This is a genomic window from Pseudomonas sp. NPDC089534 (assembly GCF_044749305.1).
Lineage (GTDB): Bacteria > Pseudomonadota > Gammaproteobacteria > Pseudomonadales > Pseudomonadaceae > Aquipseudomonas > Aquipseudomonas ekonensis.
Window position 1 is genome coordinate 33,893 of record NZ_JBIVHR010000044.1, and the last position, 15,117, is coordinate 49,009.

The following is a 15,117-nucleotide window of genomic DNA, read 5'->3' on the forward strand; positions in this document are numbered from 1 at the left end:
CAGGGATGCAGATCCCATGTGGGAGCGAGCCTGCTCGCGATCGCGATTCGCCAGACACCTCAGCGGTGACTGACACGCCGTGATCGCAGGCAAGTCAGCCCCCACCGCGTCTATCGTCCATCGCGCATCAGTAGCCCCGAGCGAAGTCCACTTCTCCGCGCAGCGGCTCTCCGGCCTCATAGGCCTTCAGGTTCTCCAGGAACAGCTGCACCATCATCGGCGGCGAGGTCGGCGCCGAGCTGTGCCCGGTCAGCAGCAGGCCCCAGGCGGTCCAGAACGGATGCCGCTGCGGCAACGGCTCCTGACGGCAGACGTCGATCACCGCGCCGGCCAGGTGCCCTTCCTTCAAGGCCTCCACCAGATCCCCGTCGACCACCGCCACGCCGCGTCCGGCGTTGATGAACAGCCCCGTCGGCTTGAACTGCCGAAACAGCGCCGCATCGTAGATATCGTGGGTCTGCGGGGTGTTCGGCAGCAGGTTGACCACGTAATCCACCTCACCGACCAGGCGCGGCAGATCGGCCATCGAACCGACCTCGACGAACGGCGCCTGCTCCCGGGCGCTGCTGGCGATGCCGTACAGCTCGACGCCGAACGGCCGCAGGAACTGCGCCACGCTCTGGCCGATGTCGCCGGTGCCGACGATCAGCACCTTGCGCCCCACCAGGCTCTGGCCGGTACGGCTGTCCCACTTGCGCTCGACCTGGCTGACCAGCCGCGCCAGCACTTCGCGCTCGTGGCCGAGCATGTAGGTCAGCACGTACTCGGCCATCACCTGGCCGAAGATGCCCACCGCACGGGTCAGCCGGTAATCCCGGTTGAGGCCGTCGGCCAGCAGCGGCGTGATGCCGGCCCAGGTCGATTGCAGCCACCGCGGCCGGTGGCCCTGGCGCAGCAGGGTCGCCAACAGGTCCGGCTGGCCCAGCCACACCGGGCAGTCGACGGCCTGGCGGGCCAGCTCGGCGGAGTCGCCGCTGGTCAGCACCTCAAGCCCGGGCGCCGCCTGACGCAACAGTCGGGCATATACCGCGTGGTCGTGTTCGGCAATCAGAACGCGCATGTTCAAACCTTTCGCAAACCGTGCAGACGGCCGCCCGCTTCGTGGCAGCCATCGCCGTGAAAATCAGTTCCAGGGGAAGCCGGGGCCCGGGACCGGGCCCCGCGGATCAGACCGGGTCGTTGCGTCGCAGCAACTCTTCGGGCAGGTGTTCGATGTACTCGTCCTCGGCCGGCGGCATCTGCAGGTGATAGCCCTGCTTGTCGAGGTTCTCCAGCACCACGGCGATGTCCTCGCGCGCCAGTTTGCGCTCCGGGGTCAGCACCAGGTCAAAGGCGTGCTGCGGCTTGCCGAAAGCGGCCAGCAGCGGCTCCGGCACGCGCTCCAGCGCGTCGCTCTTGAGCACGTACAGGTACATTTCGTTTTTCTTCGGGCTGCGGTAGATCGAGCAAATCTGTTTCAAGGCTGTTCTCCGGCGGAGGCCAGGCTGTCGAGCAGCTTCTGGCCCATCAATTCGCGGCGCCAGCCACGCAGCGAATCAGGCAATTGGTAGGGCCCCTCGGGGAAGCCGCTCTTGACCAGCGCTTCGAGGGTTTTCTTGCGCAGCATCAGTTCCGGCGCGATCGCCAGGCGCTCGGCCTCGGCCTGGCCGATGGCGCGCAACCGCTTGATCAGCGCGGCGGCCTCGATCGGCAGCGGCTCGGGCAGGGCCGGCGGCCACTGGTCAGGAGAGACACTGCCAGAGCGCTTGATCAGATCAAGCAGAAATTCGCCGTCCTGACGCACGGTACGCGGGTGCATGTCTTCGATCTTGGCCAGGGCGCCGAGGTTGTCCGGCTGCGTGCGGGCCAGCGGCCACAGCGACTGCTCGCGCACGATGCGGTTGCGCGGCTGGTTGCGGGCCCGGGCCTCCCGCTCGCGCCAGGCGCACAGCTCACGCAGCACGGCCAGTTGCGCACGGGACAGTTTCCACGCCAGCTTGGCCTCGCGGTAGGCGTCGTAGGGATCGGTTTCGCGGCGCAGGTTGGCGACCAGTTCCGCACCGTCCTCCAGCACCCAGGCGCAACGTTCGTCGGACAGTTTCGGACGCAGCTTCACGAACACTTCCGCCAGGTGCACGGCATCTTCGGCGGCGTAGCTGATCTGCGTTTCGGACAACGGCCGCTGCAGCCAGTCGGAACGGGTTTCGCCCTTGGGCAACTCGATGCCGAGCACTTCCTGCACCAGCCGCGAATAGCCCATGGAGAAACCCAGGTTCAGGTAGGCGGCGGCCAGTTGGGTGTCGAACAGCGGCGCCGGCAGGCTGCCGGTCAGGCGCAGCAGGACCTCGAGGTCTTCGCTGCACGCATGCAGCACCTTGACCACCGCCGGGTTCTCCAGCAGCGCGGCCAGCGGCTGCCAGGCGTCGATGGTCAGCGGGTCGATCAGGTAGGCGCGCCGGCCGTCGCCGACCTGCAGCAGGCCGGCGATCGGGTAAAAGGTGTCGACCCGCATGAATTCGGTGTCGAGGGCCACGAAGGGCAACTGCTGCCACTCGGCGCACAGGCGCGCCAGGCTATCGTTGTCGCGAATCCAGTGAATATCGATGGCCACACGGCTCTCCCTTGAAGAATGGCGCGCAGTATATATCGCCGCCGGCGCTTTCCGCGCCTCTGCAGGGCAGGAGCTTGGATGAAATCTCCTGCTTGAGAGCAAGAATAGTCTGACAGGACGTATCTGAAGGCTCAGTCCTTGGCCAGCACGCCGTCGATCACCGCCCCGCGGCATCCGGCGAACAGGTCCAGGTCATGCCGGTAGACGTTGCTCTGCACTTCCAGCAGGCCGAGCATCGAGTGGAACAGGTTGTCCTGGCTCAACGGCTTGTCGCGGCTCAGTTGCAGGCAGTGGGTGTCGACCGAGAAGGCCTTCTGGTAGCTGTCGGAGAACCAGGCCAGCATCGCCACGTGCTTCTGCTGCTCCGGCGCGAGCATGTACGGCGTGCCGTGCAGGAACAGGTTGTATTCGCCCAGGGACTCGCCGTGGTCGGACAGGTACAGCATGGCGGTGTCGACCTTGTCCTGGTTGCTGCGCAGCACGTCGATCAGGCTCGACAGCACATGGTCGGTGTAGACCAGCGTGTTGTCGTAGCCGTTGACGATGCTTTCGCGGCTGCAGTTGTTCAGGGCATTGCTTTCGCACACCGGGGTGAAGTGCTCATATTCCTTCGGGTAACGCTTGAAGTATTCCGGGCCGTGGCTGCCCATCTGGTGCAGCACCAGCACGGTGTCCTTGTCCAGGCGGTCGATGAAGCCCTGCAAGCCTTGCAGGAGGATTTCGTCGCGGCACTCGCTGTTCGCGCACAGCGCCGGGTCCTTGAGGTTGCTGACGTCCTGCACGGTGACCCGGTCGCAGGTGCCCTTGCAGCCCGATTGGTTGTCGCGCCAGATCACGTCGAGGCCGGCGCGCTTGAGCACGTCCAGCAACCCTTCCTGGTTCTTCGCCTTGCTGGCGTCGTAGTCCTGGCGGCCCATGCCGGAGAACATGCACGGCACCGACACGGCGGTTTCGGTGCCGCAGGAATGCACGTCGGTGAAGGCGATCAGGCCGGCTTCCTTGTTCAGCTGCGGCGTGGTGTCCCGGTCATAGCCGAGAATGCCGAAGTTCTCCGCACGGGCGCTCTCCCCCACCACCAGCACGGTCAGGGACTTGCGCGGACGGTTCTGCACCGACGGATTGCGTTGGGCGTCTTCGCCGATCTTGACGAACGGCTGCTGCGCCGAGGCGACCTGCTCGCGCAGGTAACCGGCCGAGGCGCCGATGTAGTTGCTCGGCACCAGCATCAGGCGCAGTTCATGGTGATTGCGGAACAACGAAGACAGGCCCTGGTAGTTGGCCAGCGCCACCCCGCCGATGACCGCCGCCGAGGCGACGCCCACGATAACTTTGCTCAACAGTTCCCGGTGCCACTTTCGGTAGTTGACCGGTACTTTCCACAACAGCCAGGACGGCAGGACACCGAGCAGGAGAATATAAACAAACAACTTCAGGGACAGCAGGTCGCGAACTTCCGTGGCGTTGGTTTCGGCGAAGTTGCGAAACATGCCGGCATCAATCAGGACACCGTATTGGCTCATGAAGTAGGCCACGCCGGCGCTGACCAGGAACATCAGGCTCAGCAGCGGCTTCATCACCGCACGGAACGCCAGCAGCGTCAGCACAATGTTGTAGGCCGCGAAGATCATCACGCCGAACGCGATGCGCATGGCGATGCCTTTGCCGTCCGCCGACGTGATATCGGACAGATGCTGCCAGAGCACGCCGTTGAATCCGAGCAAAAGAAAGGCACTGGCCAACAACGTCACCCATTCCGGGCGCACGGCTTTTAACTTCAACATAAAAAGAGGCATTTCCTGAAAGAAGCGCTGTGATCAATTGTGAAAATTTCATTGATCAAGGCGGGGAAAACTTTAAGCAGGCAACCATCAATTTTTTGTGAAAAAGAAGCCAACGATTAGTTGGCCTGAAGTATTTGAGAACAATTCGCTCACAAGTTTTGCCCAGAATGTGTGGCGCCATCTCTGACGCCATCGCCAGCAGGCTGGCTCCCACAGAGAATCCCGGCGCCCACAAATTCCCCGTACATCGCAAAACCCTGTGGTAGCTTGCCTGCAAGCGATGAGGCCGGCACTGCTGATGTCTCTGTGCCTGACCTACTGCCATCGCGGGCACAACCGACACCTGGGCGACTGCCACGCAGTGATATCGACTTTTTAAATACCACTTCGGACTTTCTGATTTGCCCCTGCGCAGGCCCCGCGCGCCTAATCGACAGCCTCCCGCTCAAAGGCCTGCCAATGGAAAGCGTGCGCACCACCTCCCGTCCCGCCGTCTGGCTGATGCTCGGCATCGTGCTGGTCGCCCTCAACCTGCGTCCGTCGATGGCGGCGGTGGGCCCCTTGCTGTCGGCCATCCGCGGCGACATCCCGCTGAGTTTCAGCCTCGCGTCCCTGTTGACCATGTTGCCGGTGATGGCGATGGGGCTGGCCATGTTCTTCGGCCTCGGCGTCAGCCGGCGCCTGGGCGAGCAACGCACGGTGCTGCTGTCGTTGCTGGTCATCGGCCTGGCGACCCTGTCGCGGCTGTTTCTCGACTCGGCGCCGCAACTGATCGTCAGCGCGGTGCTGGCCGGGATCGGCATCGCGCTGATCCAGGCGCTGATGCCGGCGCTGATCAAGGCACGCTTCGCCGACAACGTCGCGCTGTGCATGGGCCTGTACGTCACCTCGATCATGGGCGGCGCCGCGCTGGCCGCCTCGCTCGCTCCGCTGGTCATGCTGCACGGCGGCAGCTGGCGCGAAGGGCTGGCGGTCTGGGCGGCGTTGGCGTTGTTCGCCGCACTGGCCTGGTGGATCCAGGATGCGGGGACGTCATCCGTCACCGCTGCCCGCGTCGGAAAAGACACGTTCTTCTCGAACACCCGCGCCTGGTGGCTGGCCCTCTTCTTCGGCCTGGGCACGGCGTCCTACACCTGCGTGCTGGCCTGGCTGGCGCCGTACTACATGGAGCAGGGCTTCACTGAGCAGCACGCCGGCCTGGTGCTGGGTTTCCTGACCGCCATGGAGGTGATCGCCGGCCTGGCGGTGCCCGCCATCGCCAACCGCAGCCGCGACCGGCGCCGGGTGCTCAGCGCATTGCTCGGTCTGATCATCGCCGGCTTCTGCGGCCTGATCCTCAGCCCGCAACACCTGAGCCTGCTCTGGCCCTGCCTGCTGGGCCTCGGGATCGGCGGCCTGTTCCCCATGAGCCTGATCGTGTCGCTCGACCATCTCGACGACCCGCAACGCGCAGGCAACCTGACCGCGTTCGTGCAAGGCATCGGCTACCTGATCGCCGGCCTCTCGCCGCTGCTGGCCGGGGTCATCCGCGATAGCTCGGGCAGCTTCGAAGGCGCCTGGTGGTCGCTGACCGCCGTGATGGCGGTGATGCTGCTGATGGTTCAGCGCTTCGACCCGCAGCATTACGCCCGCCATATCCGCTGACCCGAATGGCTCGGCCGGGCCACGGCGAATGCAAGGCCTCTGGCCATCTTTTCCGGGTTTGCTTCAGCACGTCGTATTGCTGGAACTTTCTGTCCCACAACTGACCGTAAAATGTCCTACGGGGGTTTTTCCTGGCACCATCGTTCCGTTAGCATCGTCCGCACACGTTTGCGCGGTTCGGCGCAAGGAGCACTGCAGGACGGAACGGATGCTGAACAGTAACTTGCTTAGAAAGCTCGACATGCAGGATCTCATGGTGTTCGTCGCCGTGTACGAGCAAAGCAGTGTCACCGACGTGTCGGAGGCGCTGTTCGTCAGCCAGTCCACCGTCAGTTACTGCCTGAAGAAACTGCGCACCAGTTTCGAGGACGAACTCTTCATCAATACCCGCACGGGCATGCGCCCGACCTACAAGGCCGACAGCATGTACGGCCATGTGCAGAAAATCCTCGAAAGCATCAACCTGTGCCACGCCGGCGCCCCGATCTTCGATCCGACGGCCCAGGCGGTCACCTTCAACATCTGCGCACCGGAATACTTCGAGCAACTGATCCTGCCGCGGATGCTCAAGCGCTTCGACTTCGATGACCTGCCGGTGATGGTCAACATGCACAAGTTCGAGACCGACGTCCCCGCCGACGATCTGCGCGACGGCAGCCTCGACCTGGTGATCTGCTTCGGCCCGCACTTCCACCGCCAGCACGCCGACCTGAAATCGCGCATGCTGCTGGAGGACGACCTGGTCTGCGTCTTCGACAAGCGCGCCACGCCGCTGGAGCCGCGCCTGAGCCTCAAGGCCTTCACCGAGCGCCGGCACGTGTTCCCCACGCCGTGGATGTCCACCACCAACATGGTCGACGGCTGGCTGGCGCGCCAGGCGCAGAAGCGCCAGATCGTCGCCCGCTCCAACAGCTACAGCGCGGCGCTGAAGATGATCACCGGCACCGACTTCATCCTCACCCTGCCCCGGCGCATCCAGCGCCTGCTGACCAACGATGCGGTGTTCAACCACTGCGAGGCGCCCAACGGCCTGCCCGGCTTCACCCTCGACATGCAATGGAGCCGCAACGCCGACCAGGACAGCGCCAACCTCTGGCTGCGCGAGCAGGTCATCAAGACCTGCTCGGAACTGGAAGCCGCCTGAGCGTCAAACGCCGATGGCGGTCTTGGTGTAGGACTCGCGGTCGATGTCCAGCAGCTCCACGCACAACTGCACTTCGACCCCGGCCGGCCACTCGCACAGCTCCTGCAGCGCCGCCAGCAGGCTCTCCGACAGCTGCCGCTTGATCTGCGGCGAACGTCCGCTGAGCAGCGCCAACTTCACATGGGCGAAGGCCCGCTCGCCCGGCGCGGTGCCGACCTTGAACGTCTCGACCTTCACCGCACGGCTCTTGATGTCGAACTCCGCGGCGAACTGACCGGAAGCCACGAGGGTATTGTTGAGCCGGATCAGCGCCAGGTCGGGATTCAGTTGCGGCAGGTTGGCGCTGTATTCCAGGTGCAGGTGCGGCATGGGGGAACTCCATTCATTGGGCGCAGAGGCCGTACATATATCATTAATCGCTGTGGGAACGGGTCTGCCCGTGCATAAACCGGTGGCATCGCTGCGACTGCAGGGCCGCCATCACGAGCAGGCTCGCGCCTACAGGTGCTGCGGTGTCGATCAGGTCGCGGGCCGTTCGCTCATCAACGCCTCAAGCCGCGAGCGCAGCCAGCGTTCGGCCGGGTCGCTGTCGACATGGCTGAGCCAGACCATCGACAGGTCCAGGGTCGGCGTCTTGAACGGGAACGGCTCCTTGAACAGCAGCCCCGAGGCGGCCATCGCGTCGGCCGTGTAGTCCGGCAGGCTGGCGATCAGGTCGGTGCCGGCCAGCAGAGCCGGCAACGCGCTGTACTGCGGCACCGACAGCACCACCTGACGGGTGCGGCCGATGTCCGCCAGCCACTCGTCGGCGTAGCCGCTGACGTTGGCGGTGTGGGACACCAGCACGTGCGGGCGGGCGCAGTATTCATCGAGGGTCAGCGGCGTGGCGCTGGCGTCCGCCCGCAGGATGCTCGGCTGGATGTGCCGCAGCAGCTTGCGCTTGGCGTTGGCCGGCAGGCCGCGGGTCTGGCTGATGCCGACGGTGATGTCGCCCGAGGCCAGCAGGTCGGGGATCCGCCAGTAGTCGACATGCTGCACCACGAAGACCACGTTCGGCGCCTCCTGGCGCAGCGCGCGCAACGCCGGCGGCAGCAGGCCGAACTCGACGTCGTCGGACAGGCCGATGCGAAAGGTCATGGTGCTGACGGCAGGATCGAAATCGCGGGTCAGGCTCAGCGCCACCGAGAGGGAGTCCAGCGCCGGCTTGAGGTGGCGGAAGATGTCTTCGGCCCGGGCCGTCGGCTCCATGCGGTGGCCGACGCGGATGAACAATGGATCGTTGAGCATCGTGCGCAAGCGGTTGAGCGCCGAACTGATGGTCGGCTGGCCGAGGAACAGCTTCTCGGCGGCCCGGGTCACGTTGCGTTCGAGCATCAGCGTCTCGAACACCACCATCAGGTTGATGTCGGCCTTGCGCAGTTCATTTCGGTTCATCCCTCACCCCCCGTCCCCAGATGGCGGCAGTGTAGAAAGGCCCGGGGGGCGCCGTCCATCGAAACGGCGCGTCAATTCACCGTCAAACGCTTGAGCCCCAGGCCCATCACCCGCGCATCGTCGTTGATCCCCAGTTGCCGAGGACTGACGGCATCCGGCAGCTGCAGCCCGATCACGAGCCGGTCATCGTGCGCAAGGCGCTCACCGAGCTCGGCGCTGATCGGGATCTCAAGACGGTTGCCCTGGAACTGCGTCAGGTTCGTGGACAGCACCGGCTCGCCGTTCAGGCTCACGATCACCCGTTGGCCGGGATGCGCGGGCTGGACGAACGCCAATGCCTCGATCCCGATCGAGGTCGCCCCGGACCGCACCCGCAATGCGATCTGCGCCTGCCGGCCTTCCGTCCACGTGCCCCAGCTTTCCGGCGTCGACCAGCCCTCGGCCAGATGCCGGCTTCTGTGATCGAACATCAGCGCCTCACCCGCACGCAGGAGCGGAACCGACGATATCCGCCGCCCCTCGTCCGGCACCTGCACGCACGACGTGCAACGCTTCCAGCCCGGCGCGAGCACAACGAGCCCGTCCACCCGGGTCAGCAGATCGTTGTCGCTGACGATGCTGTTGGCGGCATCGGCCAAGACGTCATCGTCGAGGATGTACAGCGAGTCCTGGTCATACCGCCCCGACGCAAGCATGCGCCGGGCCTTCTGTTGCGCCAGCTCCAGCGCTGAGGTGCTCATGCGTCCCAGGTAGACCGCATCGGTCTTCAGGCCGTGGGCCGCGGCGAAACCGGCGATCACCTGCCAGCGCTCGCCCTGATTCTGCGGCAGCAGGCTGCGCACGTTCGCGTAGCGCGCCGCGGCGTCGGCCCAGAACGGATCGCGCATCGGGCTGGCCCAGGCCGATGCGGGGGCCACCCCTTTTCCGTCCCTCAGGCCCGTCCAGCCGCTGCGGCTGTCGACGACCTGGGCCAACAGGGCCAATGCGAGCAAGCCCATCGCGACGCGCGGCCGATAGCCGCGCACCACCAAAAAAATCACGGCCAGGATGAGCGCGTAGAACACCGGCCAGAACATCCGGCCCGAGGCCCGGAAGACGTTGGCCAACCCGAGGATCGCTTTCGGCAGCGGATACCCGAAGGTCCAGGCGCCGATGCCGATCTGGTTCGACAAGGCGAACAGCCACAACCCGGCCAAGGCCATCAGCAGCCATGGCCGGGCGGCCAAGGTGCCGTTCAAGGGTTGCCGGTCGCGGAGCCACGCCACCAGCGCCAGCGGCACCAGCAACAGGACGCCCAGCCCCATGTAGTTGAAGCCTTCATAGTCACCGCCGGCCTTCGGCAGGTTCGGCAGGACCTGCGACCAGCCCGCAGGATCCACCGGCGACAGCAGGTTCATCCGGTACAGCCCGAAACCGCCGGCCACCACACCGTCGGCAATGGCGAAGTAGCCCGCCTGCCAGCAGCACAGGCTGACCAGCGCCAGAAGCGACACACCCTCGATCAGGCTCTGGCGCCGGCTCAACCGCTGAGCGAAGACCTTGCCCAGCAGGTCCGCCACCCAGATCAGCGCCACCATCGCCAGCAGGTAGGCGTGCACCAACGCCGTCACCGCCAGCAGCGCTCCCCAAGCCAGGCGACGCCGGCGCAGGTCCGGCAACAGCGCCAGGTACAGCGCGGCCAGAATCAGGAAGTGCCCGGCCAGGGACAGGTGCCCGCCCATGCGCAACAGCATCGGCGGTGAAAGCAGCAGCAATCCCGTTCCCAGCAAACGGATCAGCGGGTGATCCGTCATCAGCCCGATCAGTTTCCAGCCGAACCAGGCCTGCAGGACAAAACACGCCAGCAGCCAATACCCGAAATACTGGAAGGTGTCCGGCAACCAGGCGTTGAACGGCTTGAACACCAGCGCCAGCAACGGGTTCGAGTCGGAAAAGATGATCGAGCTGCCCAGCTCCAGCCCATAGAACGGGTTGAGCCCCAAGGGAAATGCCCAAGGCGCATGACGGAAAAACGCCCACCCCAGATAGTGCGTCGCCATGTCGCCCTGCTCCAGCCAGGCGATGTTCTGCGGGTTCAGCACCTGCGGCCCGACCGTCAGGAAAAACGCCAGCACGCCCAACAGCAAAGGCAGAACGGCAAACGCCGGATGCGCTCGTGAATCCTTCATCGGTACGTCCAGAAGTTGTGCAGCACGAAAGTGAATGCCGGAATCGTCAGCGCCACCGCCACGATGCCCAGCAGGTAGTGCAGGCCGGCAAGCTGCGCGGCCCAGGCCACGAACATCGCCAACAGAAACCCGCCCGCCGAGACCAGCAGGAAGCGCATCAGGGTCTTGCCGTGCAGCCGCGCGGAAAAGCTCCAGGTGGTGTTGATCACATACGACACCACCGTCGCCACGGCGAAGGCCACGCCGTTGGCCAACGGCGGCTGGGGGCTGACGAAATTGATGAACAGCACCGCCACCAGCGCATGCAGCGCCGTGACGAACAACCCGGTCACGGCGAAGCGCAAGCCACGGCGGAGCAAGGCCGCTCTGTCGGCGACCGTCACGGCTTGCGCGCCAGCACGAACACGCTCAGGCCGGCCAGACGGTTCACGCCCATCAACGGCAGCTCAAGGCTGCACAGGGCCTTGAGCAACGCATTGACGACAGGATGGTGGCGCTTGAGTTGCGAGCGCGGCGCCGAGCCCCGGCTGCCGCCGGGCAGCAAGCGCGACGCCACCGCCAGCGGAAACACCGCACCGAAGTAGTAAGCGCCCCGCTCCACCCGCAATCCCGCATCGGCGGCCAGGGCTTCGAACTGCCCCAGGGTGTAGCGGCGCTTGTGTTCGAGGAAGTCATCGTGCCCGCTCCACATGAACTGGAAGGCGGGCACGGTCATCAGGAAGCGGCTGCCGGACGGGACTTTGTCGACGTAGGACTTGAGCAGCCCGAGGTCGTCACCGACGTGCTCCAGCACATCCATCAGCAGCACCAGATCGGCGTCCACAGCCTCGACGCAACGGCGGTAATGCACCGGTTTGCCGGCGGCGCTCGCGCTGGAGTCGGCGGGGTAGCTGATGTCCACGCACCAGGCTTCGCGGGCGGCGGTGCGGGTCAGCAAGTGATGGGAAAAGAAGCCTGAGCCGGCACCGACGTCGAGAATCCGTCCGATCGGCGCATCGCCCAGCAGCCGGCGGGTCGCGGCCGCCTTGGAGCAGTAGTACCAATGCTCGCCGATGCTGTCGCCGAGGATGTCGGTTTCCTTGAGATCCATGTGTCAGTCCTTGGGGTCGTAGACGCGGCGCACCAGGAAAACCGGCCGGCGCTTCGCTTCGATGTAGGTGCGGCCCAGGTACTCGCCGAGCACCCCGATGCCGATCAGTTGCAGGCCGCCGAGGAAGGTCACGGCAACCATCAGCGACGCATAGCCGGGCAGGTCGATGCCGTAGATCAGGGTGCGCACCACGATGAACATCGCAAAGGCAAAGGACACCAGCGACACTGCCGCGCCCAGGTAAGTCCAGATCCGCAGCGGCTCGGTGCTGAAGCTGGTGATGCCTTCCAGCGCGAAGTTCCACAGCCGCCAGCCGTTGAACTTGCTCTTGCCCGCTGCGCGCTCCGGGCGTTCGTAATCGACATGGGTGGTGCGGAACCCGACCCAGGCGAACAGGCCTTTCATGAAGCGCCTCGACTCCGGCAAGGTCAGCAGCGCGTCCACCACGCAACGGTCCATCAAGCGGAAATCGCCGACGTTCTCCGGCAGGTGCTGGTCGGCGATCCTGTTGTGCAAGCGGTAGAACCAGTTGGCGGAGGTCTGCTTGGCCCAGGAATCGCTGCGGCGGCTGATGCGGTGGCCCAGCACCACCTCATGGCCCTCCCGCCAGAGGGCGATCATCTGCAGGATGACTTCGGGCGGATCCTGCAGGTCGACGTCGATCGGCACCACGATCTGCCCGGTGGCCGTCTGCAGGCCGGCGGACAGGGCCGCCTCCTTGCCGAAATTGCGGCTCAGGTCGACGATGCGGATGCGCGCATCCTCCGACTGGCGCTGCAGCAGCCGCTCAAGCGTCGCATCGCCGCTGCCGTCGTTGACGAACACCAGTTCCAGGTCGATCTGCGCCTCGCGCTCGAAAACCTGCCGAATGCGCGAGAGAAAGCCGTCGAGGCTGTCCTCTTCGTTGAAGACGGGGATCACCAGCGACAACGTCACCTGCCCCGCGGTTTGCGTTCCGTGCGGATGATTCAAGGGCCTGCTCTTTTCTTATAGTGTCGATCGGTCGCCGAACAGGAGCCGACGCCATGAGCCGCCTGCCATTAAGCAGCACCGCCGGATGCGGCGCAAGGGTGAAGCAAGGGCATTGCCGCCAAACCGGACGCCGATCCGCCGGCTCTATTCCGGGCCTTGCAGAAACATTCGCCAACGATTGGAAACAAATGCCCGATAGCCAAAAAGTCCCGCTCCGCTAGGCTTGCACCGGTGCGGCACAGCGTGTCGCCATGAACCAATCGCATGGAGCGAACTGAATGTATTTCGAGATCTACAGACAATCCAAAGGCACCCCGAGCACCGGCAAAGGCCAGTGGCGCTGGAGACTGAGGGCGGGAAACCACGAGACGATCGCCAGCGGCGAGTCGTATGTGAACAAGGCGGATTGCCTGCACGTGATCGAGCTGATCAAAGGCGTGCAGGGCGAGACGCCCATCAAGGAAATCTGACGGCAGGACAGGCCGCCGAAGCCGCCGACCCTGGCGGCGTCAGCGGCCCATGGCTTCAGAAGCGTTCCGGAATGTGCTTGAAGGGGTAGTCCGTCTCCCGGTAGCCGCCAGGCTTCTGCCGTTTGGGCAGGACAACCTTTTCCCGGGGCACGTCTTCATAGGGGATGCGGCTGAGCAGGTCGGAAATGATGTTCAGGCGCGCCCGGCGCTTGTCGTTCGAGTCGGCCACCAGCCATGGCGCATAACCGGTGTCGGTCGCCTCGATCATTTCATCACGGGCCCTGGAGTAGTCATACCAGCGGCTGTAGGACTTCAGGTCCATGGGCGAAAGCTTCCAGATCTTGCGCCCGTCGGAGATGCGCTCTTCCAACCTTCGGGTCTGCTCTTCCTGGCTGACGTTCAGCCAGTATTTGAGCAGGATCACCCCCGAATCGACGATCGCCCGCTCCACCAGCGGCACGGTCTGGAGAAACTTCTCGACCTGCTTGTCGGTGCAGAAGCCCATCACCCGCTCGACCCCGGCGCGGTTGTACCAACTGCGGTCGAAGATCACCACCTCACCGCCCGCCGGCAGATGCGGCAGGTAGCGCTGGATGTACATCTGGCTCTTCTCGCGGTCGGTCGGCGCCGGCAGCGCGATCACGCGAAACACCCGCGGGCTCACCCGGTCGGTGATCGCCTTGATCGTCCCGCCCTTCCCCGCCCCGTCACGGCCCTCGAAAATGATGCAGACCTTGATGCCCTTGGCCGTCACCCACTCCTGCATCTTCACCAGCTCGACATGCAGGCGGCGCAGTTCGGCCAGGTAGTCCTTGTTCGACAGCTTCGTCTTTTCGCCCGTCCTGCCCTTTTCGACGTCCTTCTTCTTGCTTTTCGCCATGGCCAAACCTCACGGATTGAAATGGCTGCCGGAAGAGGCCGGCGGCCTTTGACCTTGAACAGGAAAGTTTAGTCAGTTATCGCGAAAGGCAAGCCCGCGTACGGCCGGCTTTCTTCGGCGCAAACAAAAAGCCCCGTAGCTTCTCAGCTACGGGGCTTTTCAAATAATGGCGGAGAGATAGGGATTCGAACCCTAGGTACCCGCGAAGGTACAACGGATTTCGAATCCGTCCCATTCGGCCACTCTGGCATCTCTCCAACGGCGCGCATCATAACAACACTTTTGCCGGAAGCGAACCCCCTGACGCAAATTTTTTCCGTGCTATCAGATGCTTGCGTCGGTTAAAGCGGTACGCCCAGACGGTTGGCCACTTCTTCGTAGGCTTCGATGACGTCACCGAGGCCTTGGCGGAAGCGGTCCTTGTCCATTTTCTTCTTGGTGTCCTTGTCCCACAGACGGCAGCCGTCCGGGCTGAATTCGTCGCCCAGGACGATGGAGCCGTCGCTGAACACGCCGAATTCAAGCTTGAAGTCCACCAGCAGCAGGCCGGCGTCGTCGAAGAGTTTGCTCAGGACGTCGTTGACCTTCAGGGACAGTTCCTTCATGCGCGCCAGTTGCTCGGCGGTGCCCCAGCCGAACGCCACGACGTGGGATTCGTTGATGAACGGGTCGCCCTTGGCGTCGTCCTTCAGGAACAGTTCGAAGGTGTAAGGGTTGAGCTTCATGCCCTCTTCGACGCCCAGGCGCTTGACCAGGCTGCCGGCGGCGTAGTTACGCACGACGCACTCGACCGGGATCATGTCGAGTTTCTTCACCAGGCACTCGTTGTCGCCCAGCAGCTTGTCGAATTGGGTCGGGATGCCGGCCGCTTCGAGCTTCTGCATGATGAAGGCGTTGAACTTGTTGTTCACCATGCCCTTGCGGTCGAGCTGTTCGATGCGCTT

Annotated in this window: 15 protein-coding genes and 1 tRNA gene; 3 read left to right on the forward strand and 13 right to left on the reverse strand. The window is 64.5% G+C overall.

From position 1 onward, the window contains the following. Positions 1 to 127 precede the first annotated feature (127 nt). The 4 genes from ACIP0B_RS15450 to ACIP0B_RS15465 all read right to left on the reverse strand — a co-directional run bounded on the left by ACIP0B_RS15450 (position 128) and on the right by ACIP0B_RS15465 (position 4,371). A complete protein-coding gene (locus tag ACIP0B_RS15450; protein ID WP_400833304.1) occupies positions 128 to 1,060 on the reverse strand; it encodes a D-2-hydroxyacid dehydrogenase in 933 nt (310 codons plus the stop codon). A gap of 106 nt (positions 1,061 to 1,166) precedes the next feature. After that, positions 1,167 to 1,460 carry a YcgL domain-containing protein gene (locus ACIP0B_RS15455; RefSeq protein WP_085585079.1) on the reverse strand — a complete coding sequence of 98 codons (294 nt, stop codon included), beginning with the start codon at positions 1,458 to 1,460 and terminating at the stop codon, positions 1,167 to 1,169. Beyond that, a complete protein-coding gene (gene rnd / locus ACIP0B_RS15460) occupies positions 1,457 to 2,590 on the reverse strand; it encodes a ribonuclease D (protein ID WP_400833307.1) in 1,134 nt (377 codons plus the stop codon). Before rnd ends, ACIP0B_RS15455 begins: the two co-directional genes overlap by 4 nt. A gap of 131 nt (positions 2,591 to 2,721) precedes the next feature. Next, complete coding sequence (locus ACIP0B_RS15465) at positions 2,722 to 4,371, reverse strand: phosphoethanolamine transferase (RefSeq protein WP_400833309.1); 1,650 nt, start codon at positions 4,369 to 4,371, stop codon at positions 2,722 to 2,724. 459 nt (positions 4,372 to 4,830) lie between these two features. Between ACIP0B_RS15465 and ACIP0B_RS15470 the strand changes: the two genes are divergently transcribed. Together ACIP0B_RS15470 and ACIP0B_RS15475 are read left to right on the forward strand one after the other, a co-directional pair. Beyond that, a complete protein-coding gene (locus ACIP0B_RS15470) occupies positions 4,831 to 6,015 on the forward strand; it encodes a cyanate transporter (protein ID WP_400833312.1) in 1,185 nt (394 codons plus the stop codon). Positions 6,016 to 6,223: 208 nt separating this feature from the next. After that, entirely contained in the window at positions 6,224 to 7,159 is a 936-nt protein-coding gene (locus tag ACIP0B_RS15475; protein WP_400833314.1) for a LysR substrate-binding domain-containing protein, read from the forward strand. 3 nt (positions 7,160 to 7,162) lie between these two features. Here ACIP0B_RS15475 and ACIP0B_RS15480 read toward each other — a convergent pair whose 3' ends face one another. The 6 genes from ACIP0B_RS15480 to ACIP0B_RS15505 form a co-directional block, all read right to left on the reverse strand. Beyond that, complete coding sequence (locus tag ACIP0B_RS15480) at positions 7,163 to 7,528, reverse strand: 5-carboxymethyl-2-hydroxymuconate Delta-isomerase (RefSeq protein WP_400833317.1); 366 nt, start codon at positions 7,526 to 7,528, stop codon at positions 7,163 to 7,165. 150 nt (positions 7,529 to 7,678) lie between these two features. Beyond that, complete coding sequence (locus ACIP0B_RS15485) at positions 7,679 to 8,593, reverse strand: LysR substrate-binding domain-containing protein (RefSeq protein ID WP_400833318.1); 915 nt, start codon at positions 8,591 to 8,593, stop codon at positions 7,679 to 7,681. Positions 8,594 to 8,664: 71 nt separating this feature from the next. Continuing rightward, a complete protein-coding gene (locus ACIP0B_RS15490) occupies positions 8,665 to 10,761 on the reverse strand; it encodes a DUF6311 domain-containing protein (RefSeq protein ID WP_400833321.1) in 2,097 nt (698 codons plus the stop codon). After that, positions 10,758 to 11,120, reverse strand: coding sequence for a GtrA family protein (locus ACIP0B_RS15495; protein ID WP_400833323.1), 363 nt, complete (start codon positions 11,118 to 11,120; stop codon positions 10,758 to 10,760). The genes ACIP0B_RS15490 and ACIP0B_RS15495 overlap by 4 nt, the downstream gene beginning before the upstream one ends. Before the next feature lie 20 nt (positions 11,121 to 11,140). Beyond that, positions 11,141 to 11,851 carry a class I SAM-dependent methyltransferase gene (locus tag ACIP0B_RS15500; protein ID WP_400833326.1) on the reverse strand — a complete coding sequence of 237 codons (711 nt, stop codon included), beginning with the start codon at positions 11,849 to 11,851 and terminating at the stop codon, positions 11,141 to 11,143. A 3-nt stretch (positions 11,852 to 11,854) separates the two neighbouring features. Then, entirely contained in the window at positions 11,855 to 12,823 is a 969-nt protein-coding gene (locus ACIP0B_RS15505; protein ID WP_400833329.1) for a glycosyltransferase family 2 protein, read from the reverse strand. Between the two features lie 278 nt (positions 12,824 to 13,101). Here ACIP0B_RS15505 and ACIP0B_RS15510 point away from each other — a divergent pair, with 278 nt between their 5' ends. Continuing rightward, complete coding sequence (locus ACIP0B_RS15510; protein ID WP_400833331.1) at positions 13,102 to 13,293, forward strand: YegP family protein; 192 nt, start codon at positions 13,102 to 13,104, stop codon at positions 13,291 to 13,293. A 55-nt stretch (positions 13,294 to 13,348) separates the two neighbouring features. Here the strand turns inward: ACIP0B_RS15510 and ppk2 are convergent, their stop codons facing one another. The 3 genes from ppk2 to purC all read right to left on the reverse strand — a co-directional run. Continuing rightward, entirely contained in the window at positions 13,349 to 14,173 is an 825-nt protein-coding gene (gene ppk2, locus ACIP0B_RS15515) for a polyphosphate kinase 2 (protein ID WP_400833334.1), read from the reverse strand. 167 nt (positions 14,174 to 14,340) lie between these two features. Then, positions 14,341 to 14,430: transfer RNA gene (locus tag ACIP0B_RS15520), tRNA-Ser, on the reverse strand. Between the two features lie 84 nt (positions 14,431 to 14,514). After that, a partial coding sequence (gene purC / locus ACIP0B_RS15525; RefSeq protein ID WP_400833337.1) for a phosphoribosylaminoimidazolesuccinocarboxamide synthase occupies positions 14,515 to 15,117 on the reverse strand: 603 nt, incomplete at its 5' end.